Consider the following 26,122-nt stretch of genomic DNA (forward strand, 5'->3'; position numbering starts at 1 on the left):
GAACCTGGGAGTGACGGCCGCCAAGGGTTTCCGCGCCGCCGGTGTCACCGCCGGTATCAAGGCCTCCGGCACCCCCGACCTCGCCCTCGTCGTCAACGACGGCCCCTCGCTCGCCGCCGCCGGCGTCTTCACCTCCAACCGGGTCAAGGCCGCGCCCGTGCTCTGGTCCGAGCAGGTCCTCAAGGGCGGCCAGGTCTCCGCCGTCGTCCTCAACTCCGGTGGGGCCAACGCGTGCACCGGCCCGCTCGGCTTCCAGGACACCCACGCCACCGCCGAGAAGGTCGCCGAGGAGCTCGAGCTCTCGGCCGGCGAGGTCGCCGTCGCCTCCACCGGCCTGATCGGCCTGCGGCTCCCGATGGACATCCTGCTGCCCGGCGTCGCCCTCGCCGCCCGGGAGCTCAGCGCGACCGGTGGCGAGGCCGCCGCGGTCGCCATCAAGACCACCGACACCGTGCACAAGACCGCCCAGGTGACGAAGGACGGCTGGACCGTCGGCGGCATGGCCAAGGGCGCCGGCATGCTCGCCCCGGGCCTCGCCACCATGCTGGTCGTCCTCACCACCGACGCCGCCCTCGACCCGGCCGCCCTGGACGCCTCGCTGCGCGCCGCGACCCGCACCACCTTCGACCGGATCGACTCCGACGGCTGCATGTCCACCAACGACACCGTGCTGCTGCTCGCCTCCGGCGCCTCCGGCACCACCCCGGACCAGGCCGCGTTCGACGAGGCCGTCCGCACCGTCTGCGCCGACCTCGCCCGCCAGCTGATCGGCGACGCCGAGGGCGCCGGCAAGGACATCCGGATCGACATCACCGGCGCCGCCACCGAGGACGAGGCCGTCGAGGTCGCCCGCACCATCAGCCGCAACAACCTGCTCAAGTGCGCCATCCACGGCGAGGACCCCAACTGGGGCCGCGTCCTGGCCGCGATCGGCACCACCGCCGCCACCTTCGACCCGGACCGGCTGGACGTCGCCATCAACGGCGTCTGGGTCTGCCGGAACGGCAGCGTGGGGGAGGACCGGGACCTCGTCGACATGGCCGGCCGCGAGGTCGTCATCACCGCGAACCTGAACGCCGGCGAGGCCGCCGCGACCGTGTGGACCAACGACCTCACCGCCGACTACGTGCACGAGAACAGCGCCTACTCCACCTGACCGGCGCGCCGTCCGACGGCCACGCCAACCGACACCGAGCCCACGAGGGACACCGGAACCGTGCAGATCGCACCCAAGGGCGAACAGGCCCGCAACAACACCGCGTTGCCCAAGGCCATAACGCTGATCGAGGCGCTGCCGTGGCTGGAGCGCTTCCACGGCAAGACCATCGTGATCAAGTTCGGCGGCAACGCCATGGTGGACGAGAGCCTCAAGGCCGCGTTCGCGCAGGACGTGGTCTTCCTGCGCTACGCCGGCCTGCACCCCGTCGTGGTGCACGGCGGCGGCCCGCAGATCAGCGCGCAGCTGAACAAGCTGGGCCTGGAGTCCTCCTTCACCAACGGCCTGCGGGTCACCACCCCCGAGACCATGGACGTGGTCCGGATGGTGCTGGCCGGCCAGGTCCAGCGCGAACTCGTCGGGCTGCTCAACAGCCACGGCCCGTTCGCGGTCGGCATGACGGGCGAGGACGCCCACACCATGACCGCCGTCAAGCGCTACGCCGTCGTCGACGGCGAGCAGGTCGACATCGGCCTGGTCGGCGAGATCGTCAACATCGAGGCCGGCGCGGTGAAGGCGCTGATCGCCGACGGCCGCATCCCGGTGATCTCCTCGATCGCCCGCGGCGCCGACGGCCACGTCTACAACATCAACGCCGACACCGCCGCCTCCGCCCTGGCGGTGGCGCTCGGTGCCGAGATGCTCGTCGTCCTCACCGACGTCGAGGGCCTGTACGCGGACTGGCCGATCTCCGACGACGTGATCAGCCAGCTCAGCGCGAGCGAGCTGGAGGGCCTGCTGCCCGAGCTGGCCAGCGGCATGCTCCCCAAGATGGAGGGCTGCCTGCGCGCCGTCCGTTCCGGCGTGGGCACCGCCCGCGTGCTGGACGGCCGGGTGCAGCACAGCCTGCTGCTGGAGATCTTCACCGACGAGGGCATCGGCACGATGGTCGTGCCGGACGACGACGAGGCGACCGTGACCGGGGGACTGGCATGACCGACAACAGCGCGCTGACCGAGCGGTGGCGGCACGCCTTCACCGACAACTACGGCACCCCCCGCATCCCGCTGGTCCGGGGCGAGGGCGCCAGGCTCTGGGACGCCGACGGCAACGTCTACACCGACCTGCTCGGCGGCATCGCGGTCAACGCCCTCGGCACCGCCCACCCGGCCGTCGTCGAGGCCGTCACCCGGCAGATCTCCACCCTCGGGCACGTCTCCAACCTCTTCATGGCCGAACCGACGATCGCACTGGCCGAGCGGCTGCTCCGGCTGGACGGCCGCGCGGGCCGGGTGTTCTTCTGCAACTCCGGCGCCGAGGCCAACGAGGCCGCCTTCAAGATCAGCCGCCGGACCGGCCGCACCCATGTCGTCGCCCTCCAGGGCGGCTTCCACGGCCGGACCATGGGCGCCCTCGCGCTCACCGGCCAGCCCGCCAAGCAGGAGCCCTTCCTCCCGCTCCCCGGCGAGGTGACCCATGTGCCGTTCGGTGACATCGAGGCCCTGCGGGCCGCCGTCACCACCGGGACCGCCGCCGTCTTCCTGGAGCCCGTCCAGGGCGAGAACGGCGCGATCCCGCTGCCCGACGGTTACCTGAAGGCGGCCCGCGAGATCACCCGCGCCACCGGCACCCTGCTGGTCCTGGACGAGATCCAGACCGGCATCGGCCGGACCGGGTACTGGTTCGCCCACCAGGCCTTCGAGGGCGTCGAGCCGGATGTCGTCACCCTCGCCAAGGCGCTCGGCGGCGGGCTGCCGATCGGCGCCGTGCTCGCCTTCGGCGAGGCCGCCGACCTGCTCACCCCGGGCCAGCACGGCACCACCTTCGGCGGTAACCCGGTGGTCGCGGCCGCCGCCCTCGCGGTGCTCGACACCATCGAGTCCGAGGGGCTGCTGGCGCACGTCCGCGCGCTCGGCGAGCGGCTGCGCCGGGGCGTCGAGGCGATCGGCGACCCGCTGGTCTCGCATGTCCGCGGCGCCGGCCTGCTGCTGGGCATCGTGCTCACCGAGCCGGTGTCCGCGAGGGTCCAGGCCGCCGCCCAGGAGGCGGGTTTCCTGGTCAACGCCGCCGTTCCGGACGCCGTCCGGCTGGCGCCCCCGCTGGTGCTCACCGAGCAGGAGGCGGACGCCTTCCTCGCCGCGCTGCCGGGCATCCTCCGGACGGTGCGCGAGAGCGCCCCGGCCGGTGCGAGCCGAGCGTAGTCCGGGAGAATAATCACATGACCGTACCCAACTCCGGCCAGTCCTCCGCCGGGCCGACGCCGCAGGTCCCGCAGACCCGCACCGCGCGCCACCGGCGGATCGTGGATCTGCTCACCCGCCAGCCCGTGCGCTCGCAGAGCCAGCTCGCCAAGCTGCTCGCCGACGACGGACTGGTGGTCACCCAGGCCACCCTCTCCCGGGACCTGGACGAGCTGGGCGCGGTCAAGATCCGCAACCGGGACGGCGCGCTCATCTACGCCGTCCCGGCCGAGGGCGGCGACCGCACGCCGCGCGCGCCGATGGGCGAGTCGGCCAGCGAGGGCCGGATGGCCCGGCTGGCCGGCGAACTCATGGTCTCCGCCACCGCCTCCGGCAACCTCGTGGTGCTGCGCACCCCGCCGGGCGCCGCGCAGTTCCTGGCCTCGGCGATCGACCAGGCCGAGGTCTTCGAGATCATCGGCACCATCGCCGGCGACGACACCGTCCTGCTGATCAGCCGCGACCCGGCCGGCGGGCAGGCCCTGGCCGACCACCTGATGCAACTCGCCCAGGCCAAGGCCCAGTAACCCCCGCTCACCGGGATGCGGCGATGGGTTTTGAATTTCATACGGTGTAGTGCATACTTATGCCTATCGCCGTAAACCTGTTCGCACAGTTGTGAAGGAGAAAGCCGTGACCGAGCGCGTCGTACTCGCCTACTCGGGCGGTCTGGACACGTCCGTCTGCATCGGCTGGATCGCCGAGGAGACGGGCGCCGAGGTCATCGCCGTCGCCGTCGACGTCGGCCAGGGCGGCGAGGACCTGGACGTCATCCGCCAGCGCGCGCTGGACTGCGGTGCCGTCGAGGCCGAGGTCGCGGACGCCCGCGACGAGTTCGCCGACGAGTACTGCCTGCCGGCCGTCAAGGCCAACGCCCTCTACCAGGGCCAGTACCCGCTGGTGTCCGCCCTCTCCCGGCCGGTCATCGTCAAGCACCTGGTCGCCGCCGCGCAGAAGCACGGTGCCACCACCGTGGCCCACGGCTGCACCGGCAAGGGCAACGACCAGGTCCGGTTCGAGGTCGGCATCAACTCCCTGGCCCCCGGCCTGAAGTGCATCGCCCCGGTCCGCGACTACGCGATGACCCGGGACAAGGCGATCGCCTTCGCCGAGGCCAAGGGCCTGCCGATCGCCACCACCAAGAAGTCCCCGTACTCGATCGACCAGAACGTCTTCGGGCGCGCCGTCGAGACCGGCTTCCTGGAGGACATCTGGAACGCCCCGATCGAGGACGTCTACGAGTACACCCAGAACCCGGCCACCCAGCGCGAGGCCGACGAGGTGGTCATCACCTTCGACGCCGGCGTCCCGGTCGCCATCGACGGCCGCAAGGTCACCGTCCTGCAGGCCATCGAGGAGCTCAACAAGCGGGCCGGTGCCCAGGGTGTCGGCCGGCTCGACATGGTCGAGGACCGGCTGGTCGGCATCAAGTCCCGGGAGATCTACGAGGCTCCCGGTGCGATCGCCCTGATCACCGCCCACCAGGCGCTGGAGAACGTCACCGTCGAGCGCGAACTCGCCCGCTACAAGCGGCAGGTGGAGCAGCGCTGGGCCGAGCTGGTCTACGACGGCCTCTGGTTCTCCCCGCTCAAGCGCGCCCTGGACGGCTTCGTCAACGAGGCCAACCAGCACGTCTCCGGTGAGATCCGGCTGGTCCTGCACGGCGGCCGGGCCGTCGTCAACGGCCGGAAGTCGGACCAGTCGCTGTACGACTTCAACCTCGCCACCTATGACACCGGTGACACCTTCGACCAGTCGATGTCCAAGGGCTTCATCGAGATCTTCGGCCTCTCCTCGAAGATCGCCGCGCGGCGCGACCTCGCCTGATCCACTCCCTCCCGGGCCCCGGCCGTCCCACCCCACGGCCGGGGCCCACCCCCGACACCCTTCAGCTTGTAAGGAGCCCGCGCGATGCCTGCCGACCAGAACGCCGCCAGTACCGGTCCTGAGCTGCGCCTCTGGGGCGCGCGCTTCGCGGACGGCCCGTCCGAGGCGCTGGCCAGGCTCTCGGCCTCGGTGCACTTCGACTGGCGGCTGGCGCCGTACGACATCGCCGGCTCCAAGGCGCACGCCCGGGTCCTGCACAAGGCCGGGCTGCTGAGCGCCGACGAGCTGGCCGGCATGCTGGAGGGGCTCGACCGGCTGCTCGCCGACGTCGAGGCGGGCACCTTCACCGGGACCGTCGCCGACGAGGACGTGCACACCGCGCTGGAGCGGGGCCTGCTGGAGCGGCTCGGCGCCGAACTCGGCGGCAAGCTCCGGGCCGGCCGCTCGCGCAACGACCAGATCGCCACGCTGTTCCGGATGTACCTGCGGGACCACGCGAAGATCATCGGCGGGCTGGTCCTCGACCTCCAGCACGCCCTGGTCGGCCTGGCCGAGGCCCACCCCGACACCGCCATGCCGGGCCGCACCCATCTCCAGCACGCCCAGCCGGTCCTCTTCGCCCACCATGTCCTCGCGCACGTGCAGGCCCTCGGCCGGGACGCCGAGCGGCTGCGCCAGTGGGACGCCCGGACCGCCGTCTCCCCGTACGGCTCCGGGGCGCTGGCCGGCTCCTCGCTCGGCCTGGACCCGGAGGCCGTCGCCGCCGACCTCGGCTTCGAGGGCGGTTCGGTCGGCAACTCCATCGACGGCACGGCCTCCCGCGACTTCGTCGCCGAGTTCGCCTTCGTGACCGCGATGATCGGGATCAACCTCTCCCGGATCGCGGAGGAGGTGATCATCTGGAACACCAAGGAGTTCGGCTTCATCACGCTGCACGACGCCTTCTCCACCGGCTCCTCGATCATGCCGCAGAAGAAGAACCCGGACATCGCCGAGCTGGCCCGGGGCAAGTCCGGCCGCCTGATCGGCAACCTGACCGGCCTGCTGGCGACGCTGAAGGCGCTGCCGCTCGCCTACAACCGGGACCTCCAGGAGGACAAGGAGCCGGTCTTCGACTCCTGCGACACCCTTGAGGTGCTGCTGCCGGCCTTCACCGGCATGATGGCCACCCTCACCGTGCACCGGGAGCGGCTGGAGGAGCTGGCCCCGGCCGGCTTCTCGCTCGCCACCGACATCGCCGAGTGGCTGGTCAAGCAGGGCGTGCCGTTCCGGGTCGCGCACGAGGTGGCCGGCGCCTGCGTCAAGGTCTGCGAGGCCCAGGGCATCGAGCTGTCCGACCTGACGGACGAGCAGTTCGCCGCGATCTCCGGGCACCTGACGCCCGAGGTGCGCTCGGTGCTCAGCGTCCACGGCGCGATCGCCTCGCGGAACGGGCGCGGCGGTACCGCCCCCTCGGCCGTCGCCGTCCAGCTGGCCGAGGTGAAGGCGGACCTCGCGCTCCAGCAGGAGTGGGTCCAGGGCTGACAGGTGAGCCAGGCGGAAGGGGCGTGACGGGCCGACCGTCACGCCCCTTCCGCGCGAGCACGCCCGCCCGACCGTGACCGCCCCCGCCCGGACCCGGTCATGCACGGTATGCGCACCAACGTTCCCTCCGTCCCCTCCGCCGAGGACGAGGTGTTCGCCGAGCTCCGGCGCCGTCTCGTCCGCGAGGCGGTGGCCGCCCTGCCCGGCCGCTGTCCCCGGCTGGTCGCGGCCCTCGCCGAGGACCCGCCGCCGACCTACCACGAGCTCTCCGTCCGCCTCGGCATGCCGCGCGGCTCCATCGGCCCCACCCGCTCCCGCTGCCTCGCCTGCCTGCGCGTGCTCCTGCACGGCGAGCGTCATGGCTGAGGCCGGCCCGTGCTCCGACACACCCAGTCACCGCGCGCCCCCCGTTCGGACGTGACCCTCGCCACGTCGGGCACCCCTCCCGCCCCCGCGCCGGCCGGCCGCCGACCCCTCCGCCGTCCGGGGCGCACCCACCACGCCGGACGTCCTCCGCCCCGGCCGGCCCCTTGGGCGCACGGCCCTCACCGCCCCTTTCGCCCGCCGCCCCCGCCAGGCCGCCCGACGTGACCCTCGCCACGTCGGGCGGCCGGAAGGTTGAGGGAAGCTGACACGCGGGTAGAGCGCTGGCGAACGTAGCTCTTGACGACGGCGCGATCACTTGGATACTGAGCGTGAGCGCGCCGTCGGCGACGTGGGCCCCACCGGGCCGTGCGGCTGGTACGTTCGTGCGCCACCCCCGGCCAGGGCGGATCCCCGGCCGGTCCATCTCCGGCAGGACATCCGGTGCGGCACCCTCACGTTCGCGCGCCGGGCACGACATTGGGGAGGCCCCAGCACATGGGCATGAGCGTGATCATCTCGGCGGCGGACGCCGAGGACGCGGAGCAGATCCTCAAGCTCCAGTACCTCGGCTACCAGAGCGAGGCCGAGTTGTACGGCGACTGGGCCATCGAGCCGTTGACGCAGACCCTGGAGAGCCTGCGCGACGAGCTGACCGAGCAGCACTTCCTGGTCGCCCGGCTCGGCGGCGAGGTGGTGGGCACGGTGCGCGGCCGGATCGGCCCCGACGGCGTCGGCCGGATAGAGCGCCTGGTCGTCCACCCGCGGATGCAGCGGCACGGCCTCGGCGGGCGCCTGCTGGAGGCGCTGGAGCGCCGCCTCGCCGAGGACGGCCGCCCGGTGACGTCCTACCGGCTGGTGACCGGCCACCGCAGCCTCGGGAACCTGCGCCTCTATGCCCGCCAGGGCTACCGGCAGACCGCCGTCGAGCAGGCCGACGGCCGGATCAGCCTGGTCCACCTGGAGAAGTCCGCCGAGGCGCCGCTCGCCGCCACCGCCTGAGCCCCGCCACCCGGCCCCACCCGGTCGGCGCCGCCACCATTCGAGCCTTTCGGTGGCGGCGCCGAGCCGTATCGTCCCTGGTAGCGGCGTTTCCTGTCCGTATTGCGGACAGCGGATCCAAATAATTGGGACGAAACCGGCCCATCTGATTTACTGGCTCACATGACTGCGACGACGAAATGGACCCCCACCGGCACTCTGCCGGCAGGTGAGCGTGCCATGTGTCGTCGAATGTGTCACCGCTGAGGGCCACTGTTCCCTCCCAGCCTCCGGCTGGGAGCACCCCCCTCCTCGCGCCCCGAAGCGAGACCCCGCCCGCTCCCGTCCGTGTGAGCGCGCCCCGCCTGCCGCACCCTCTCCCTCCGCCTGCCCACCCACGGGCGGTGGTCGTCCCCGATGACTCGTAAGGGCCACGCCGTCGCGCGGCCCGGTCGCCCAGCGGCCACGATCAAGGGGTGGCAGGTCCGGATCCCCCTGGCGCAGCGCCGGCCACGCCACCGACCCGAAACCCGGTCCGGTCGCCGTCCGCCGCCCGCCCCCGACCCACGGAAGCAGCTGTGATCACCACCACGGACCTCACCAAGGTCTACCGCTCCCGCGGCCGCGAGGTGACCGCCCTTGCCGGCGTCGACCTGCACGTCCGCCCCGGCGAGGTCTACGGAGTCGTCGGCACCAGCGGTGCCGGCAAGTCCACCCTCATCCGCTGCGTCAACATGCTGGAGCGCCCCAGCTCCGGCACGGTGACCGTGGACGGCGTCGAGCTCACCGCGCTGTCCGGCGGCGAGAACCGGGCCGGCCGGGAGCTGCGCGAGGCCCGCCGCCGCATCGGCATGGTCTTCCAGCACTTCAACCTGCTCGCCTCCCGTACCGTCCAGCAGAACGTCGAACTCCCGCTGGAGATCATCGGACTGGACCGCACCGAGCGCCGCCGCAAGGCCTCCGAACTGCTCGACCTGGTCGGCCTCGCCGACAAGGCCCGCAGCTACCCCGGCCAGCTCTCCGGCGGCCAGAAGCAGCGCGTCGGCATCGCCCGCGCCCTCGCCGGCGACCCCAAGGTGCTGCTCTCCGACGAGGCCACCTCCGCGCTCGACCCCGAGACCACCCGCTCCATCCTCAAGCTGCTGCGCGACCTCAACCAGCAGCTCGGCCTCACCGTCCTGCTGATCACCCACGAGATGGACGTCATCAAGTCCGTCTGCGACTCCGCCGCCCTGATGCGCGGCGGCCGGGTGGTCGAGTCCGGCGAGCTCACCGACCTGCTCGCCAAGCCGGGCTCCGAGCTCGCCCGCGAGCTCTTCCCGCTCAGCGAGTTCGGCTCCGGCCACCCCGGCGGGACCGTCCTGGAGGTCACCTTCCAGGGTGAAACCTCGGCCGAGCCCTTCGTCTCGCAGCTCGCCCGCACCTACCAGATCGACGTCAACATCCTCGGCGCCGCCGTCGAGACCATCGCCGGCCGCATGGTCGGGCGGATGCGGGTCGAACTCCCCGGCGGCCACCAGGACAACGTGGTGCCGATCGGCTACCTGCGCGAGCAGGGCCTTCAGGTGGACGTGCTCGACGTGAACGGAGCGGTGGCATGACCTGGGACCAGATGCAGGAACTGCTGTGGCCCGCCACCTGGGAGACCTTCCAGATGGTCGCCGTCTCCACCGTCGGCAGCGTGCTGTTCGGACTGCCGCTCGGCGTCCTGCTGGTGCTCACCGCCAAGGGCGGCGCGCTGGAGAGCGTCTTCCTCAACCGGGTGATCGGCACGGTCGTCAACATCGCCCGTTCGCTGCCCTTCCTGGTACTGATGGTCGCGCTGTTCTCCTTCACCAAGCTGATCGCCGGCACCTCCCTCGGCTGGCAGGCCGCCACCGTGCCGCTCACCATCGGCGCCATCCCGTTCTTCGCCCGCCTGGTCGAGACCTCGGTGCGCGAGGTGGACGGCGGCCTGGTCGAGGCCGTCCGGGCCATGGGCGGCAGCACCTGGACCATCGTCCGCAAGACGCTGATCCCGGAGGCCCTGCCCAGCCTGACCGCCTCGCTGACCACCACGGTCATCACGCTGATCAGCTACTCGGCGATGGCCGGCACCGTCGGCGGCGGCGGCCTCGGCAACCTCGCCATCACCTATGGCTACCTGCGCTTCGAGACCACCTTCATGTGGGTCATCGTCGCGGAGCTGGCGATCATCGTCACCGCCATCCAGCTGCTCGGCGACTACGCCGTCCGCCGGCTCGCCAACCGCGGCCGCGGCGGCGGCCGCACCCGGCTGCTCCGCGGCGGCGCGACCCCGGCGGCCACCCCCGACGAGGACCTCGTCGCCCCCTGACTTCCCGCCGTCCGACTCCGGACGCGGCTCCCCGTATCACGCAGAAAGGCACTTTTCGTGCGCAACGCCCTGAAGTTCACCAGCGTCCTCGCCACCGCCGGCATCGCCCTCTCGCTCGCCGCCTGCGGCAGCTCCGGCTCGTCGTCCGGGTCCTCCGACCCGAACGCGGCCCTCACCGTCGCCGCCAGCCCCACGCCGCACTCCCAGATCCTGAAGTTCGTCAAGGACAACCTGGCGGAGAAGGCGGGCCTCAAGCTCAACATCAAGGAGGTCACCGACTACGTGACCCCCAACACCGCGGTGCAGGACGGCTCGGCCGATGCCAACTACTTCCAGCACCTGCCGTACCTGGAGGACTTCAACAAGAAGCACGGCACCGACATCGTCTCCGTCGAGCCGGTGCACCTGGAGCCGCTGGGCGTGTACTCGAAGAAGGTCAAGTCCATCGGCGACATCGCCGACGGCGCCACCATCGGCCTGCCCAACGACGCCACCAACGAGGGCCGCGCGCTCAAGCTGCTCGCCGACAACAAGCTGATCACGCTCAAGGAGGGCGCGGGCACCGCCGCGACCCCGGCCGACGTCACCGGCAACCCGAAGAACCTCAAGTGGAAGGAGCTGGAGGCCGCCCAGCTGCCCCGCTCCATCGGCGACCTCGACGCGGCCGTCATCAACGGCAACTACGCGATCGACGCCGGCCTGAAGCCCGCCACCGACGCGGTGGTCCTGGAGAAGGCCGAGGGCAACCCCTACGCCAACATCCTCGCCGTCAAGAAGGGCAAGGAGAACGACCCGCGGGTCAAGAAGCTCGCCGAGCTGCTCCACTCGCCCGAGGTGAAGAAGTACATCGACGACACCTTCAACGGCTCGGTCATCCCCGCCTTCTGATCCGTCGCGCACCGTTCGACCGGGCCCCCGCCACACCTCGGCGGGGGCCCGGTCGGGCAGTATGCGGGAGTGACACCCTGACAGGCCGAGTTCTGACGTACCGTCGTGCGAGCCGTGCACCGCGTGACACCCGGGTACCGGCGAGGCGTACGGTGTGTCCAGGACCCGGCGAGGAGAGACGGCATGGCAGCGAGCTTCCCCGAGACCGCCATCAGCACCGAACGGCTGCTGCTGCGCCCCCTTGCGGAGGACGACGCCCCCGGCCTGGCCGCCATGATGGCCGACGAACTCGTCCTGGCCTGGACGGACCTGCCGCACCCCTTCACCGAGGAGTACGCCGCCACGCTCGCCCGTACCCTCGCGCCCGGGCACCGGGCCGCCGGCCGCGGCATCGTCTTCGCCGTCGCCGAGCACCTCACCCAGCGCCTGGTCGGCCTGGTCGAACTGCGCAACACCGACTGGCGGCTGCGCTCCACCGAGATCACCTATGTCACCGCGCCCTGGGGCCGCGGCGAGGGCTACGCGCCGGAGGCCGTCCTCGGCGTCGCCCAGTGGCTCTTCGAGGACCGCGGTTTCCTGCGCCTGGAGATGCGCACCGCCGCCGGGAACACCGCCGCCCAGCAGGTCGCCCAGAAGATCGGCGGCATCAGCGAGGGCGTCCTGCGCAGCGCCTGGATAGTGCGCGGCGACGGGCTCCGGGCCGGAGGGGAGAGCCGCAGCGACCTCATCCTGTGGAGCCTGCTCCCCGAGGACATGGAGACCGAGCCCGCCGACGTCACGGTCTGGCCCGGCGACCACCACTACGTGCTCCGCGACTGACTGCCCCGTCCACCGGACGCGACCGGTGGCGGACATGTGTACGAGATGTCGGCGCCGAGGGGATCACACCCGGTAGCCTCTGCTCCGGCGCCGTACACGGGCGCGGGATGTCGGCGTACCAAGGCGAGGGAGAACAGCCGCAGATGGCTGACCGGATCACGGTCATCGGGTGGGACGGCACACCGCTGACCGAGGCCGCCGGCGCGGCCCTCGCCGCGGCGACCCTGGTGGCCGGCGCACCCTACCAACTCAACGCCCTCCCGGTGCCACCCGCCGCCGAACGGCTGGCCCTCGGCAGCGTCCAGCTGGCCGCCCGCAGGATCGCCGAGCACCGCGGCGCCGCCGTCGTCGTCGCCGAGGGCGACCCGGGCTTCTTCGGCGTCGTCCGCACCCTGCGCCGGCCCGAGTACGGCCTCGAACTCGAAGTGCTGCCCGCCGTCTCCTCGGTGGCCGTCGCCTTCGCCCGGGCCGGCATGCCCTGGGAGGACGCCCAGGTGGTCAGCGCCCACGGCGGACGACTGCGCCGCGCCGCCAACATCTGCCGGGCCAACCCGAAGGTGGCGGTCCTCACCGCCCCGGGCGCCGGGCCCAGCGAACTCGCGCTGATGCTGCGTGGGGTGCACCGGACCTTCGTCGTCTGCGAGGCCCTCGGCACCCCCGACGAGGACGTCACGGTGCTCACCTCGGACCGGGTCGCGGACCACATCTGGCGCGACCCGAACGTGGTACTGGTCATCGGCGGCCACAGTGGCGGCCCGCAGTCGGGCGCGCCCGGTGAGGCGGCCGGCTGGCTGGCCGGGCGTCCGGTCGGCTTCCCCGGCGCGGACCGCGGCTGGGCACTCCCCGGCGATGCCTACGCGGGCGCCGGGCGTGCGGAGGACGAGCCCGGCGCGTCGGAGGCGCTCCCCGCGCAGGTGCGTGCGCTGGTGCTGGCCCGGCTGGGCGCGCGCCCCGGCGACCTGGTCTGGTCCGTGGGCGCGGGCAGCGGAGCCCTCGCCGTCGAGGCCGCCCGCTTCGGCGCGGCGGTGGTCGCGGTCGAGTCCGACCGTTCGGCCTGCGCCCGGCTGGCCGTCAACGCCCGCCGCTACGGCGTCGAGGTGGAGACCGTCCACGGCCGTGGCCCCGAGGTGCTCGGCGGTCTGCCGGAGCCGGACGCGGCGGTCGTCGAATCCGGCGGTTCCGAGGTGGTGCGCGCCGTCCTGGCCCGCCGGCCCGAGCGGTTCGTCGCGGTGGCCCGCACGCTCGCGGAGGCGGAGGAGATCCGCCGGGCCATCGCCGAGGCCGGCTACCGGGCGGACGGCGCGCTGCTCCAGTCCACGCCCCTGCGGACGGACGGGAGCGGTGGCGGGCTGCGGTTCGGGGCGGGGGAGCCGGGCGTGCTCCTGCTCTGGGGTGAGCAGATCGTGTGAAGGCGAAGTGCCGCCGCCCGTGGTCCCGAAGGCGCCCGGCGGTGATCCAGGTCGCATCCGGACACCGATTCGAGAGGTGACACCGCCGGGCCGGTAGTGTGGCGTCCTGGGCGGCTGTGGCGGCCGGTGACCTGCCCGATCCGGTCGGTTTGTCGCCTTTTTGACGTGGTGCAACCCGGTGTGGCTCGGAGTGTGGGCAATTCGACGGGCCGCGTGCCGGACCGGGAGAATGCCGTAGGGTCCGGTGCGGACGTGCCGGTTGCCCCGGGTTGTCGTTGTTTCAGATGGCGCGCCGCTCCTCGTGGGTGGTGCGTGGGCCGGGGTGCCGCAGCGCGCCGGAAGTAGGACTTCGGCCGCAGCGCCTCGGCGCGGCGGCCGTGTGTGGTTGAGGGGCGGGTCGGTGCAGGCCCGGCCCGTGCGGATGGGCGCTGCGGTCGGTGATCGCGTCGCCAAGGGCGCGGCAGCGGCCTGGAAGGAGCTTTGACATGACCGATGGCGGCCACGTCCCGAACGAGGGACTGCCGGAGCACCTGCTCGCCGGGCCCGCCCCGCTCGGCGGCCCGGAGGGCGTCGCGGTACCCGTCGCACCCGTCCAGGGCGTCGCGATGGACGGCGGTGCGGTCCCGAACCCCGCGGTGCCGGGGGCGGGCGGGATCCCGCCGCAGGGCGTCCACGGGCAGGGGCTGCCGCAGGGCGTGCCCGGCCACGGCACTCCGGCCGTCGGTGCGCCCGGCGGGGGCTGGGCCGTCGACCCGGGTGCCCCGCGCCCGGCCTTCCACTTCCTCGACCAGCCCGACCAGCCGGACCCGCTCGACGACGAGGACGATGTGCTGCTGATGCCCGGTCCGCAGGGCTCCTGGGGCGAGCCGCCCGTCCCCGCCGACCAGCTGGCGTACGGCGCCGAGGAGCAGACCGGGGCCGCCGTGCCCGGCACTCCGGTCGAGCCGTCCTGGCCGCCGCTGGACCCGCCGCTGCTGGGCGCCGCCGACCCGGCCGCCCTGCACGCGCAGGCCCAGTCGTACGTCCAGGCGCAGCCCCAGACACAGACGCAGGGACAGCCGGTCCAGGCACAGGGTCAGCCGCATGGCCAGCCGCCGGTCCAGGCGCAGGGATCGGAGCCGCTGACGGTGGCTCAGGCGCCGCGACGCCCGCTGCACGCCGGCCCGCCGATCCCGGACCCGTCGCTGATGACCGGCCACGTCCCGGTCCGCTCGCTCGCCGACCGCGGCCCCTCGCAGGGGGCGACGCCCGCGCACGGCATTCCCGTCGTGGTCGGCCCGCAGCCGGAGCCGCAGGCCGCGGTGCCCGCTCAGGGCTTCGCGCCGCAGGCCGCGCCGGCCGGGTCGGCGCAGCCGGGTGTGCCGGTTCAGAACGTCCAGCAGGTGCCGGAGGCCGAGCCCGCCGCCCCGGTGGCCCCGCAGGCCGCCGTCGCCGCCCCGGTGGCGGACGCCACCGCGCAGCCCGTCGCCGAGCCGACCGCCGAGCCGGTCACCGAGCCGGTCACCGAGGCCCCCGCCGTCGCGCAGGACACCGCCGAGGCCCCCGCCGCCGAGCAGGTCCCCGCGCCCGGTGCCGCCGAGGCCGGGGCCGCGACCGTGCCCGCCGAGCAGGCCGTCCCCGCCGTGGCCGCCGAGGAGCAGCCCGCCCCGGCCGGCCAGCCCCGCCGCATCTCCGCCTTCCTCGCCGCCCCCACCCCGCACGGCCTCCCGCAGGTCGAGGCGGTCGAGCCCGCTCCGGTGGTCGCGGAGACGACCGCCCAGCAGCCCGCCCCCATAGCGGTCGCCGAGCAGGGTGACGCACCGGCCGCCGAGGTGGCACACCCTGCCGAGGTGGCACAACACGCCGCGTCGGCGCAGGCTGCCACGGAGCCGGAGCAGGCCGCCCCGGCGGACACCGCCACCGAGGCACAGCCTGCCGCCCCGGCCCCCGAGGCGGTCGAGGCCGGCGAGACCGCTGAGACCGTCGAGACCACGGAGACGGCGGTCGCCGCCGAGACCCAGCAGGCTGCCGAGACCGCCGCCGGCACCGGTGAGATGCCCTCCGGGCAGGCCGTCGTGGCCCCGTCGGCCGAGCAGCCGCAGGAGGCCACCCCGGTCGAGGCCGGACCCGCCGAGCCGGCCACCGCCGAGGTCCCCCCGGCCGCCGAGCCCGCCGTGACCGAGCCCGCCGCCGAAACCGAGCCCGGGGCCGAGGCCGTGGCGGAGGCCGAGCCCGCCGTCGCGCAGGACGCCGCCGAGGAACCCGCTCCGGGTCAGGACGCCGCCGAGGAGCCCGTCGCCGAGACGGCCCCCGAGGCCGGGCCCCAGCCCGAGGCCGGCCCCGGGGCCGAGCCCGCCGCCGCACCGGACACCGCCGCCGCGCAGGACGCCACCGAGGACCCCGCCCCCGGGCAGGACCCCGCACCCGACCCGGTCGCCGAGCCCGCCGCGGAGGAGCCCGCCGCGGAGGAGCCCGTCACCGCCGAGCCCGTCGCCGAGGAGCCCGCTCCCGAGGAGCCCGCCGAGCCCCGCGGCCCGGCCGCCCCCGGCTACGACGAGGCCGGCCGCGAGGCCGTCCACCAGGTCATCCGCGAGCGCCGCGACGTCCGCAACGGCTTCCGCCCCGACCCGATCCCGCACGAGGTGCTGATCCGGGTCCTGGAGGCCGCCCACACCGCGCCCAGCGTCGGCTACTCCCAGCCGTGGGACTTCGTGGTGATCCGCTCGGCCAAGACCCGCCGCAAGATGCACGAACTGGCCGAGCGCCAGCGCGAGGCGTACGCGGACTCGCTCCCCAAGGGCCGGGCCAAGCAGTTCAAGGAAATCAAGATCGAGGCCATCCTCGAAACGCCCGTCAACATCGTGGTCACCGCCGACCGCACCCGCGGCGGCCGCCACACCCTGGGCCGGCACACCCAGCCCCAGATGGCGCCGTACTCGGCCGCCCTCGCGGTCGAGAACCTCTGGCTGGCCGCCCGGGCCGAGGGCCTCGGCGTCGGCTGGGTGAGCTTCTTCGACGAGGACGAGATGGTCCGGGAGCTCGGCCTGCCCGAGCACCTGGAGGTCGTCGCCTACCTCTGCGTCGGCTACGTCGACGCCTTCCCGGACGAGCCCGAGCTCCAGCAGCAGGGCTGGGCCAGGAAGCGCCCGCTGTCCTGGGTCGTCCACGAGGAGCAGTACGGCAACCGCGCGCTGCCGGGCGAGGAGCCGCACGGCCTGCTGTCCGAGACCCTGCGGGGCATCCGCCCGCTGGACGCCAAGGCGCTCGGCGAGTCCTGGGACCGCCAGAAGCGGATGACCAAGCCGGCCGGTTCCCTCGGCATGCTGGAGATCATCTCCGCGCAGCTGAGCGGTCTTTCCCGCAAGTGCCCGCCGCCGGTCCCCGAGCCCGCCTGCGTGGCGATCTTCGCGGGTGACCACGGCGTCCACGCCCAGGGCGTCAGCCCCTGGCCGCAGGAGGTCACCGTCCAGATGGTCGGCAACTTCCTGGCCGGGGGAGCGGTGATCAACTCCTTCGCCAAGCAGATCGGCACCGAGGTCTGCGTGGTGGACGTCGGCGTCGCCGCCGAGCTGCCGGACGCCGTCCAGCAGGGCCGTACCACCGGCCTGCTGCCGCGCAAGGTCAGGCCCGGCACCGACGACATGACCCAGGGTCCGGCGATGAGCCGCGAGGAGGCCCTCAAGGCCATCGAGGTCGGCATCGAGACCGCCCGCGACCTGGTCGCCGCCGGGAACAAGGCGCTGGTCACCGGCGACATGGGCATCGCCAACACCACCGCCTCCGCCGCCCTGATCTCGGTCTTCACCGGCCTGGACCCGGCCGAGGTCACCGGCCGCGGCACCGGCATCGACGACGAGACGCACGCCCGCAAGGTCGAGGTCGTCCGCGCCGCGCTCGCCCTGCACGAGCCCGACCCGGCGGACCCGATCGGTGTCCTCGCCGCCGTCGGCGGCCTGGAGCACGCGGCCATCGCGGGCTTCCTGCTCGGCGCCGCCTCGCTGCGCACCCCGGTCGTCCTGGACGGCGTCATCGCCGGCTCGGCCGCGCTCGTCGCCAAGGCGATCGCCCCCGAGGTGCTCGCCGCCTGCATCGCCGGCCACCGCTCCGCCGAGCCCGGCCACCAGGCCGCGCTGGCCAAGCTCGGTCTGCGCCCGCTGATCGACCTCGACCTGCGGCTCGGTGAGGGCACCGGCGCCCTGCTGGCCCTGCCGCTGGTGCAGAGCGCGGCCCGGGCGATGCACGATGTAGCCACCTTCGACTCCGCCGGGGTCACCGAGAAGGCCTGACGCCGCCCGCACCGCCGCGCGTACCGGCGCACCCCCGGGCCGGTACGCGCGGCGGTGCCGTCGTACCCCCACCTGTCCGTCCCCGATCCAGGAGTTCCGCCGATGACCGCGCCCAACCCGCACCCGAGCACCGAGGGACGTACCCCGTACCCGGTCGGCCTGCTGCTCGCCGGCCGCCGCGTGGTCGTGGTCGGCGGCGGCCAGGTCGCTCAGCGGCGGCTGCCGGCGCTGATCGCCACGGGCGCGGAGCTGCACCTGGTGTCGCCGACCACCACGCCGGCCGTCCAGGCCATGGCCGACGCCGGTGAGCTGACCTGGCACGCCCGCCCGTACCAGGACGGCGATCTCGCCGACACCTGGTACGCGCTGGTCGCCACCGCCGACCCGGCCGTCAACGCCGCGGTCAGCGCCGAGGCCGAGCGCGAGCGGGTGTTCTGCGCCCGCAGCGACGACGCGTCGGCCGCCACCGCCTGGACCCCGGCCAGCGGCCGCGACGCGGGCGTCACCGTCGCCGTCCTCACCGGGGACCCGCGGCACTCCGCGGCCCTGCGCGACTCGATCGTGGACGGCCTGCGGGACGGCTCGCTGGCCGCCCGCCGGTTCCGCTCGCACGGCGCTGGGGGTACCTCCAGGCCGTCAGGCCGGGGGAGCGTCGCCCTGGTCGGCGGCGGCCCGGGCGACCCCGATCTGATCACCGTGCGCGGCCGCCGCCTGCTGGCCGCCGCGGACGTGGTGGTCACCGACCGCCTCGCCCCGCGCGAGCTGCTGGCCGAGCTGCCGGAGCACGTCGAGGTGATCGACGCGTCCAAGATCCCGTACGGGCGGTTCATGGCCCAGGAGGCGATCAACCGGACGCTCGTCGAGCACGCCAAGGCGGGCAAGTTCGTGGTCCGGCTCAAGGGCGGCGACCCGTACGTGTTCGGGCGCGGCGGCGAGGAGCTGCTCGCCTGCGCCGAGGCCGGGCTGCCGGTCACCGTGGTCCCGGGGATCTCCAGCTCGATCAGTGTCCCGGCGGCCGTCGGCGTGCCGGTCACCCACCGCGGCATGACGCACGAGTTCACGGTGATGTCGGGCCACGTCGGTCCCTCCGACCCGCGCTCGCTGGTCAACTGGGAGGCCGCCGCGCGGATGAGCGGCACCCTGGTGCTGCTGATGGCGGTGGACAAGATCGGCGAGATCGCCGCCCGGCTGGTCGAGTGCGGCCGCCCCGCCGACACTCCGGTCGCCGTCGTCCAGGAGGGCACCACGGCCGCGCAGCGCCGCGTGGACGCGACCCTCGGCACCGTCGCCGCCACCGTCGAGGCCGAGCGGATCAAGCCCCCCGCCGTGATCGTCGTCGGCGACGTCGTCAACGTGCTGGCCCCCGGCCTGCGTCTCTGACACCGGCGCGGCGCGCCGGGCGAACACCCCGTTCGCCCGGCGCACCGCCTACTCCAGCGGCTGCTCCGTCCAGATCACCTTCCCCGTCCCCGTGTACCGGGTGCCCCAGCGGTCGGCGAACTGGGCGACCAGGAAGAGCCCGCGCCCGCCCTCGTCCGTGGTGGCCGCGTACTTCAGATGCGGCGAGGTGTTGCTGGTGTCGGACACCTCGCAGATCAGCGCCCGGTCGCGGAGCAGGCGTACCCGGATCGGCCCGGTCCCGTAACGGATCGCGTTGGTCACCAGCTCGCTCAGGATCAGCTCGGTGACGAACGCCGCCTCCTCCAGCCCCCACCCGGTCAGCCGCTCCGCGACCGCCGCCCGGACCTCGCCCACCGCGGCCGGGTCGGACGGCACCTCCCACTCCGCGACCTGGTCGGGCGCCAGCACCCTGGTCCGTGCCACCAGCAGCGCGATGTCGTCCTGCGGATGCGCCGGCAGCATCGTCTGCAGCACGTCCGCGCAGGTCTGCTCCGGCGTCCGGTCCGGCCCGCTCAGCGCCGTCCGGAGCAGCTCCAGCCCGACGTCGATGTCCCGCTCGCGGTCCTCGACCAGCCCGTCGGTGTAGAGCACCAGCCGGCTGCCCTCCGCCACCTCCAGCTGGGTGGTCTCGAACGGCATCGACGCCAGCCCCAGCGGCGGCCCGGTCGACAGCTCGGGGAAGTCCACCCGCCCGTCCGGGCCGACCAGCGCCGGCGGCAGATGCCCCGCGCTGGCCAGCGTGCACCGCCGCGACACCGGATCGTAGATCGCGTACAGGCAGGTCGCGCCGGTCACCGCCGCCCCGGTCCCCGACTCCTCCTGGTCGATCCGGTTCACCAGGTCGTCCAGGTGCCCCAGCAGCTCGTCCGGCGGCAGGTCCAGCGTCGAGAAGTTGTGGATCGCCGTCCGCAGCCGGCCCATCGTCGCCGCCGCGTGCAGCCCGTGCCCCACCACGTCCCCGACCACCAGCGCCACCCGGGCCCCCGGCAGCGGGATCACGTCGAACCAGTCCCCGCCCACCCCCGCCTGCGCCGGCAGATACCGGTGCGCGATCTCCAGCGCGTTCTGGTCCGGCAGGGTGCGCGGCAGCAGACTGTGCTGCAGGGTCACGGCCATCGCGTGTTCCCGGGTGTACCGGCGCGCGTTGTCGATACAGACCGCCGCGTGCGCGACCAGCTCCTCGGCCAGCGCCAGATCGTCCTCCTCGAACGGCTCCGTGCGGTCCGCCCGCCAGAACCGCGCCACCCCCAGCAGAGCCCCGCGCGCCCGCAGCGGCACCCGGACCAGCGAGTGCACCCCGTACGCCAGCACCTGCGCGGACCGCTCCGGATCCTGCTCCCGCCACTCGTGCGCCTCCGCCAGCCGCGGCTCCACCCCCGGCAGCCCGCTGTTCAGCGCTCCCGCCAGTGGTGCCGACGGCACCACGTTCAGCACCGTGCCCACCGGATAGAACGGCGCGTCGTCCCGGACGCCGCTCAGCGCCGCCCGGCGCATCCGCCCCAGCGCCGGCCCCGGCGGCGGCTCCTCGCCCTCCAGCACCTGCTCGGCGAGGTCCACCGTGACGAAGTCCGCGAACCGCGGCACCGCCACCTGCGCCAGCTCCTCCGCCGTCCGCGTCACATCCAGCGAACTGCCCACCGCCACCCCGGCGTCGTACAGCAGCCGCAGCCGCTGCTGCGCCACGTCGGCCCGCCCGGAGAGCGCCAGCAGCTCGGTCGAGTCGCGCAGCGTGGCGACGCAGCCGGGCGGGCCGCCGTCGCGGTCGGTCAGCCGGATGTTCACCGCCAGCAGCCGCTCACCGGCCAGCACCACCTCGTCGCTGACCGGCCGGTTCGCGGTCAGCAGCTCCTCGGGTGCCCGGTCCAGCCCCAGCTCGGTCACCGGCCGGCCCTCGGCGTCCGGCGGCAGGTCCAGCAGCCTGCGCGCCTCGTCGTTGCAGAGCAGCAGCCGGCCGTCACCGCCGACGATCAGCACGCCCTCGCGCACCGCGTGCAGCACCGCCGCGTGGTGCTCGTACATCCGGGTCATCTCGGCCGGACCGAGCCCGTGCGTCTGCCGCCGCAGCCGCCGGCTGATCAGCGCCGTCCCGCAGGTGGCCAGCCCGACCGTGACCACAGCGGCCGCCAGCACCAGCGGCAGCTGCCGCTCGCTCGCGCTGCTCACGCTGGCGATCGTGATCCCGGCGGACACCAGCCCGACCACCGTGTGGTTCTGCCCGTAGACCGGTACCACCGCCTGGATCAGCGGCCCGAGCGAGTCGTTGACCTTCTCGGTGACCACCTGCCCGTGCACCGCGGGCTCGAAGGTGCCGTTGAACATCCCGCCGATCAGGTTCGGGTTCGGGTGCGTGTAGCGGACGCCGGAGAGGTTCAGCACGACGATGAAGGACACGTCGGAGGCCGTCCGGGCGGCCTCCGCCGACGGTTGCAGGACGGCCGTGGGATCGGGGCCGACCAGCGCGGCGGCCACGCCGGGGGAGTTGGCGAAGGTCTGGGCCACCGCCACCGACCGGTTGCGGGCCTCGTCCGTGGCGTTGTTGCGCGACTGCACGACCAGCGCCAGCGCCGCGGCGATCACCAGCAGCACCACCACGAACACCTGGAGCGCGAACACCTGCCTGGCCAGCGACCGACGCTTCGGTGAGCGCGAACGGGCCGCCGACGGCTGTGCTGGCCGACCGTGTGGGCCCCCACCGGCGGAGCCGGTGGCACCGGCGGAACGGGAGGATACGGCGGAACCGGAAGTGCCAGAGGCCGACGGAGCCCATGATCGACCCGGAAATCGGGCCATACGCCATCCTCGCACTCCCGCCGCCGTCGGGCCAAGGCCAGCCGGTCCGGCCGTACGCCCGTTTGGTCTTCTCCTCCCGGGCTTGGCAAGATCGCAGGGTGTCCGAACCCAGCACCGTCACCGACCCCGCCGACCCGCGCCTCGGCGACTACACCGGCCTGACCGACGTCGAACTGCGCCGCCGACGCGAACCCGCCGAAGGCCTGTTCATCGCCGAGGGCGAGAAGGTCATCCGCCGGGCCCTCGCCGCCGGCTACCGGATGCGGTCGATGCTGCTCACGGCCAAGTGGCTGGACGTGATGGCGGACGTCATCGCCGAGGCCGACGCCCCCGTCCACGTCGTCGAACCCGCCCTGGCCGAGGCCGTCACCGGTTACCACGTCCACCGCGGCGCGCTCGCCTCGATGGAACGGAAGCCGCTGCCGGACGCCGCCGCGCTGCTGGCCGGTGCCCGCCGGGTGGCCGTCCTGGAGGGGCTGGTCGACCACACCAACCTGGGCGCGATCTTCCGCAGCGCCGCCGCGCTCGGCATGGACGCCGTCCTGCTCTCGCCCGACTGCGCCGACCCGCTCTACCGGCGCGCGGTCAAGGTCTCCATGGGTGCGGTCTTCGCCGTCCCCTACGCCCGGCTGGAGCCCTGGCCAGCTGCCCTGGGGACGGTCCGTGCCGCCGGCTTCGACCTGCTGGCCCTCACCCCCGCCGACACCGCCGTCGACCTCGCCGCCCTGGCCCCGCACCGCCTCGCCAAGGCCGCCCTGCTGCTCGGTGCCGAAGGGGACGGACTCACCCCGCAGGCCCTCGCCGCGGCCGACCGTCCGGTCCGCATCCCGATGTCCCACGGCATCGACTCGCTCAATGTGGGCGCCGCCGCGGCCGTGGCCTTCTACGCCGTCACCGCCGCCTCCTGAACCGGGCGGCGCCCCCGTCCGTGCCGTCAGCCCGTCGGAGAGGTCGGCGGCGCGGGGGCCGCGGCGGGCGGCGCGACCGAGCTGAGGCCGGTGCCGCCGGAAGCGCCCGCGCCGGGCCAGGACTCCTCGATGGTGCCGTCGCCCCGCACGGTGTACCGGGTGGACGTGACCGCACCGGTCTGGGTGACCCGCTCCTCGCGGACCAGCGCACCGTTGTCGAGCCGCCAGGTCGCCGTCGACTGCGGATCCGCGGCCGAGGAACGGGAGGCAAGCGGGACGGGCGTGTCCCCGTTGAAGGAGAACAGCTGGACCAGGTCCACCGGCACCGAGCCCTCCGCCCGGCGCAGCACCACCAGCGTCGCCGGGGCGCCCTTGTACCGGGCCGGCAGTACGGCGCTCAGCACGACCTGCGGCCCCGTCGTCCCCACCGAGCGGCCGTCACGCAGCGCGATCCCGGGGCCGCCCGCCGGATCGGGGTAGCCGCGGTTCGGCCAGTCCACCACCGGTCCCGCGCCCTGCGCGGGCCCCAGCGCACCCTCACCCGTCGCGCCGCCGTGCGCCGCCGCCGCGAACGGCGTCGCGCCGTCCGCCGACAGCCCGGCCGCCGAAGGCGTCACCGGAGCGCCCGGCGGCTGGACCGGCGCGGTGCTCACCGTCCGGCCGCCCGCCGGGCCGAGGCCCCGGTTGCTCCGGTTCTCGCAGCCCTGCGCCGCCGCGATGGCCAGCGCCACCCCCACCGTCACGGTGACGAACACCACCAGCCGCTGGCGCAGCAGCCGCTGCCGCGACGTGGCGGGCCGTCCGCCGGGCACGGGCGTGTGCTGCCGGTCCCCGGACCGCCCGCGTGGCCGGTCGGGCCGCTGCTCCCGCTCGCGTTCCCGGGCGGCCGCGGGGCCGGGGCCGCCGGGCCCTGCGGGGCGGACGGGCGGCGGGGTCTGCTGGCGCTCGCGCATCGGCCGGGTGGTCTGGAGCGATTCGGGCCGGGGCAGCGGCGCGGTGGCCTGCTGCCCCTGCGGGTGCCGCTGCGGCCCGGCCGGATGGGCCGCGGGCTGGCCGACCGGGCGGCCGACGGCCCCTGCCCGGGCCCGCGCGGCGGCAGGGTCCGGCGAGCGCCCGGGCGCGGGCACACCACGCGGTGGGGCGGCGGGCGGCGCCGGTACGGTGGCCCCGGTGGGAGCCGCGGGCCCCGGCCGGGCCCCGGGCCGCCCGGCGGGGCGCGCGGGACCTCCCGAGGCCGTGCCACCCACGGTCGTGCCGCGCGCCGCCAGTTCGCTCAGCCGCTCGTGCAGGGCCGCCGCGCCCGGCCGCTCGGCGGGCTCCTTCGCCAGACACGCCCCGATCAGGGGCGCCAGCGGCGGCGGTACGGCCGACAGGTCCGGCTCCTCGTGCACGACCCGGTACAGCATCACCTCGGAGGAGGCCCCCGAGCCGAACGGGGTGTCCCCGGTGAGCGCGTACGCCAGCGTCGCCCCGAACGCGAAGACGTCCGTGGCGGGTGTCACGGCGGCGCCGCGGACCTGCTCGGGCGCGAGGAAGCCGGGGGAGCCGACCGCCGTGCCGACGTGGGTGAGCGTGCTGGCGCCGCGCGACCAGGCGATGCCGAAGTCGATGATCCGCGGCCCCCGGGGCGAGAGCAGGATGTTGGACGGTTTGAGATCCCGGTGCACCACCCCGGCCTCGTGCACCTTGACCAGCCCGTCGGCCAGGGCGGCCCCGATCCTGGCCGCCTCCGGCCAGCTCAGCGGCCCCTCGTCGCCGACCCGCTTGTACAGCGAGGGGCCGGGGACATAGGCGGTGGCCAGCCAGGGGCGGTCCGCCTCGATGTCCGAGCCCACCACCCGCGCCGTACAGCCGCCCCGGATCTTGGAGGCGGCGGAGATCTCGCGGGCGAAGCGGGTCCGGAACTCCAGGTCCTCGGCCAGCTCGGCCCGGATGAGCTTGAGGGCGACCCGCTGGCCGCGGCGGTCGGAGCCGAGGTAGACCACGCCCATCCCGCCGGCTCCCAGCCGTCGGTGCAGGCGGTACGGCCCGACGATGCGGGGGTCCTCACGCCTCAGCCGCATCATCGCCATCTTCGTTCCCCGTCAGCCCGTGGATGAGGCCCCGTCGGTTGGGGCATCGTCAGTTCCTGTCTGGCACAGCTTACGGACTGCCCGTTGCGGTGTGCTGATACGCAACACCTCAACCCTCGGTGCGATTGTCCGATCTAGCACTGACATCAAGGTCACCAGACCTGCGGAGCGCTTCTCGGGGTCGCCTCTCAGGGTTCCCCCGGGGGTGCGGTCGAGCCCGTCTCCCCCTGCGGTAGTAGTCCCGGAGGACGCGCGTCATCCTCCGGGATGCCCGGCGAACAGTACGACGGCATGACGACCTACCACCCCCTCGCGCCATAGCGTTGTCCTCAGCGGTGGACGGGGCACTCGTCCCCCGAGGTAAGCCGTCCACCGCGCCAACATCGACCGACCGGTACAGCAGAGCACGAATCAGGAGTGAGGGCATGGCAGCGCAGCTCACGGGATCCCCCCGCCGCCGGCGACCGGCCTTCACCCAGCGCTCCGCCGACCAGACCAGGCACCCGGCGGTCGCCCTGGCCATGGCCCTGCCCTGCGCCGTCCTGCTGGTCGCGCTCTTCGGCGGCTGGGAGCAGATGGCGAACCAGGCCCAGGCCGTCGCCGAGCTGATCGGTCACTGACCGATCGGTCACTGAGACCGGCCGGCTGCCACAGCCGGCCACTGAACGGGCACCGATCCCCTGGGGACGGGGAGCGGTGCCGCCGGGGAGGCCGTGCCCGCGATGACCGCGGACGGGCGATAGCGGTGCGCAGAGCACCCCGGCAGGCGGAGATGCCGCGTACGGACGTCGGTGAGGTCGACCGTACGCGGCTCTTCTGCATGCCCGGAACCCCCGGATGCCCTGGGGCGCCTGAGCCGAGGCGCCGGGCCCTGAAGGGAACGACAAAAGGCCGGAGCCGTGATCCTCACGGATCACGGCCCCGGCCGTTACTGTGCGCGATACTGGGATTGAACCAGTGACCCCTACCGTGTCAAGGTAGTGCTCTCCCGCTGAGCTAATCGCGCCTGGTGTGGCGGTCCTGCAGCAGACCCCGAAGGGCCCGACGTGCGCGATACTGGGATTGAACCAGTGACCCCTACCGTGTCAAGGTAGTGCTCTCCCGCTGAGCTAATCGCGCCTGGTGTGGCGGTCCTGCAGCAGAC

At 74.0% G+C, this 26,122-nt stretch carries 18 protein-coding genes, 2 tRNA genes and 1 pseudogene; 17 read left to right on the forward strand and 4 right to left on the reverse strand.

The features are described 5' to 3' along the window. Nucleotides 1-4 precede the first annotated feature (4 nt). From argJ to cobA, 15 genes are all read left to right on the forward strand, one after another. Nucleotides 5-1,156: a bifunctional glutamate N-acetyltransferase/amino-acid acetyltransferase ArgJ gene (gene argJ / locus AB0P06_RS25985; protein WP_363611362.1), complete on the forward strand. Its 1,152-nt coding sequence runs from the start codon at nucleotides 5-7 to the stop codon at nucleotides 1,154-1,156. A 60-nt stretch (nucleotides 1,157-1,216) separates the two neighbouring features. Continuing rightward, a complete protein-coding gene (gene argB, locus AB0P06_RS25990) occupies nucleotides 1,217-2,152 on the forward strand; it encodes an acetylglutamate kinase (RefSeq protein WP_363611302.1) in 936 nt (311 codons plus the stop codon). After that, complete coding sequence (locus tag AB0P06_RS25995; protein WP_363611304.1) at nucleotides 2,149-3,357, forward strand: acetylornithine transaminase; 1,209 nt, start codon at nucleotides 2,149-2,151, stop codon at nucleotides 3,355-3,357. The genes argB and AB0P06_RS25995 overlap by 4 nt, the downstream gene beginning before the upstream one ends. Nucleotides 3,358-3,374: 17 nt before the next feature. Then, entirely contained in the window at nucleotides 3,375-3,923 is a 549-nt protein-coding gene (locus AB0P06_RS26000; protein WP_363611306.1) for an arginine repressor, read from the forward strand. Between the two features lie 106 nt (nucleotides 3,924-4,029). Next, complete coding sequence (locus AB0P06_RS26005; protein WP_363611308.1) at nucleotides 4,030-5,223, forward strand: argininosuccinate synthase; 1,194 nt, start codon at nucleotides 4,030-4,032, stop codon at nucleotides 5,221-5,223. A gap of 84 nt (nucleotides 5,224-5,307) precedes the next feature. After that, nucleotides 5,308-6,747 carry an argininosuccinate lyase gene (argH, locus tag AB0P06_RS26010; RefSeq protein WP_363611310.1) on the forward strand — a complete coding sequence of 480 codons (1,440 nt, stop codon included), beginning with the start codon at nucleotides 5,308-5,310 and terminating at the stop codon, nucleotides 6,745-6,747. Nucleotides 6,748-6,855: 108 nt separating this feature from the next. After that, nucleotides 6,856-7,113 carry a hypothetical protein gene (locus AB0P06_RS26015; protein ID WP_363611312.1) on the forward strand — a complete coding sequence of 86 codons (258 nt, stop codon included), beginning with the start codon at nucleotides 6,856-6,858 and terminating at the stop codon, nucleotides 7,111-7,113. Between the two features lie 495 nt (nucleotides 7,114-7,608). After that, the gene (locus AB0P06_RS26020) at nucleotides 7,609-8,112 is read left to right on the forward strand and encodes a GNAT family N-acetyltransferase (protein WP_363611314.1); all 504 of its coding nucleotides are present in this window, start codon (nucleotides 7,609-7,611) and stop codon (nucleotides 8,110-8,112) included. Nucleotides 8,113-8,669: 557 nt separating this feature from the next. After that, nucleotides 8,670-9,692, forward strand: a complete 1,023-nt coding sequence (locus AB0P06_RS26025; protein ID WP_363611316.1) for an ATP-binding cassette domain-containing protein — start codon at nucleotides 8,670-8,672, stop codon at nucleotides 9,690-9,692. Beyond that, on the forward strand, nucleotides 9,689-10,426 hold the full coding sequence (locus AB0P06_RS26030) for a methionine ABC transporter permease (protein ID WP_363611318.1): 738 nt from the start codon (nucleotides 9,689-9,691) through the stop codon (nucleotides 10,424-10,426). Before AB0P06_RS26025 ends, AB0P06_RS26030 begins: the two co-directional genes overlap by 4 nt. A gap of 57 nt (nucleotides 10,427-10,483) precedes the next feature. Beyond that, nucleotides 10,484-11,314: a MetQ/NlpA family ABC transporter substrate-binding protein gene (locus AB0P06_RS26035; protein WP_363611320.1), complete on the forward strand. Its 831-nt coding sequence runs from the start codon at nucleotides 10,484-10,486 to the stop codon at nucleotides 11,312-11,314. Between the two features lie 183 nt (nucleotides 11,315-11,497). Further along, complete coding sequence (locus AB0P06_RS26040) at nucleotides 11,498-12,133, forward strand: GNAT family N-acetyltransferase (protein ID WP_363611322.1); 636 nt, start codon at nucleotides 11,498-11,500, stop codon at nucleotides 12,131-12,133. 143 nt (nucleotides 12,134-12,276) lie between these two features. Next, nucleotides 12,277-13,542 carry a precorrin-6y C5,15-methyltransferase (decarboxylating) subunit CbiE gene (cbiE, locus tag AB0P06_RS26045; protein ID WP_363611324.1) on the forward strand — a complete coding sequence of 422 codons (1,266 nt, stop codon included), beginning with the start codon at nucleotides 12,277-12,279 and terminating at the stop codon, nucleotides 13,540-13,542. 485 nt (nucleotides 13,543-14,027) lie between these two features. Continuing rightward, complete coding sequence (cobT, locus tag AB0P06_RS26050) at nucleotides 14,028-17,807, forward strand: nicotinate-nucleotide--dimethylbenzimidazole phosphoribosyltransferase (protein WP_363611326.1); 3,780 nt, start codon at nucleotides 14,028-14,030, stop codon at nucleotides 17,805-17,807. Between the two features lie 102 nt (nucleotides 17,808-17,909). Continuing rightward, nucleotides 17,910-19,187: a uroporphyrinogen-III C-methyltransferase gene (gene cobA / locus AB0P06_RS26055; RefSeq protein ID WP_363611328.1), complete on the forward strand. Its 1,278-nt coding sequence runs from the start codon at nucleotides 17,910-17,912 to the stop codon at nucleotides 19,185-19,187. A gap of 48 nt (nucleotides 19,188-19,235) precedes the next feature. Here the strand turns inward: cobA and AB0P06_RS26060 are convergent, their stop codons facing one another. Next, complete coding sequence (locus AB0P06_RS26060; protein WP_363611330.1) at nucleotides 19,236-21,821, reverse strand: SpoIIE family protein phosphatase; 2,586 nt, start codon at nucleotides 21,819-21,821, stop codon at nucleotides 19,236-19,238. A 275-nt stretch (nucleotides 21,822-22,096) separates the two neighbouring features. Between AB0P06_RS26060 and AB0P06_RS26065 the strand changes: the two genes are divergently transcribed. After that, nucleotides 22,097-22,906, forward strand: a complete 810-nt coding sequence (locus tag AB0P06_RS26065) for an RNA methyltransferase (protein WP_363611332.1) — start codon at nucleotides 22,097-22,099, stop codon at nucleotides 22,904-22,906. Between the two features lie 674 nt (nucleotides 22,907-23,580). Here the strand turns inward: AB0P06_RS26065 and AB0P06_RS26070 are convergent. Beyond that, nucleotides 23,581-24,978, reverse strand: a pseudogene (locus AB0P06_RS26070) (protein kinase); the annotation flags it as partial. A gap of 425 nt (nucleotides 24,979-25,403) precedes the next feature. Between AB0P06_RS26070 and AB0P06_RS26075 the strand changes: the two are divergent. Beyond that, on the forward strand, nucleotides 25,404-25,598 hold the full coding sequence (locus AB0P06_RS26075; protein WP_363611334.1) for a hypothetical protein: 195 nt from the start codon (nucleotides 25,404-25,406) through the stop codon (nucleotides 25,596-25,598). Between the two features lie 314 nt (nucleotides 25,599-25,912). Here AB0P06_RS26075 and AB0P06_RS26080 read toward each other — a convergent pair. Both AB0P06_RS26080 and AB0P06_RS26085 read right to left on the reverse strand, forming a co-directional pair. Next, nucleotides 25,913-25,984 (reverse strand) — tRNA-Val (locus tag AB0P06_RS26080). A gap of 41 nt (nucleotides 25,985-26,025) precedes the next feature. After that, nucleotides 26,026-26,097, reverse strand: a tRNA-Val gene (locus AB0P06_RS26085). Between the last annotated feature and the right edge of the window lie 25 nt (nucleotides 26,098-26,122).

Source organism: Kitasatospora sp. NPDC088351 (assembly GCF_040685575.1).
Lineage (GTDB): Bacteria > Actinomycetota > Actinomycetes > Streptomycetales > Streptomycetaceae > Kitasatospora.

Excerpts from the sequence above, each read along its gene's own strand:
- AB0P06_RS26030 (WP_363611318.1), top strand. The coding sequence starts at position 9,689 with ATGACCTGGGACCAGATGCAGGAACTGCTGTGGCCCGCCACCTGGGAG.
- cobA (WP_363611328.1), top strand. The coding sequence starts at position 17,910 with ATGACCGCGCCCAACCCGCACCCGAGCACCGAGGGACGTACCCCGTAC.
- AB0P06_RS26075 (WP_363611334.1), top strand. The coding sequence starts at position 25,404 with ATGGCAGCGCAGCTCACGGGATCCCCCCGCCGCCGGCGACCGGCCTTC.
- AB0P06_RS26040 (WP_363611322.1), top strand. The coding sequence starts at position 11,498 with ATGGCAGCGAGCTTCCCCGAGACCGCCATCAGCACCGAACGGCTGCTG.
- AB0P06_RS26020 (WP_363611314.1), top strand. The coding sequence starts at position 7,609 with ATGGGCATGAGCGTGATCATCTCGGCGGCGGACGCCGAGGACGCGGAG.
- cbiE (WP_363611324.1), top strand. The coding sequence starts at position 12,277 with ATGGCTGACCGGATCACGGTCATCGGGTGGGACGGCACACCGCTGACC.
- cobT (WP_363611326.1), top strand. The coding sequence starts at position 14,028 with ATGACCGATGGCGGCCACGTCCCGAACGAGGGACTGCCGGAGCACCTG.
- AB0P06_RS26000 (WP_363611306.1), top strand. The coding sequence starts at position 3,375 with ATGACCGTACCCAACTCCGGCCAGTCCTCCGCCGGGCCGACGCCGCAG.
- argH (WP_363611310.1), top strand. The coding sequence starts at position 5,308 with ATGCCTGCCGACCAGAACGCCGCCAGTACCGGTCCTGAGCTGCGCCTC.
- AB0P06_RS25995 (WP_363611304.1), top strand. The coding sequence starts at position 2,149 with ATGACCGACAACAGCGCGCTGACCGAGCGGTGGCGGCACGCCTTCACC.
- AB0P06_RS26015 (WP_363611312.1), top strand. The coding sequence starts at position 6,856 with ATGCGCACCAACGTTCCCTCCGTCCCCTCCGCCGAGGACGAGGTGTTC.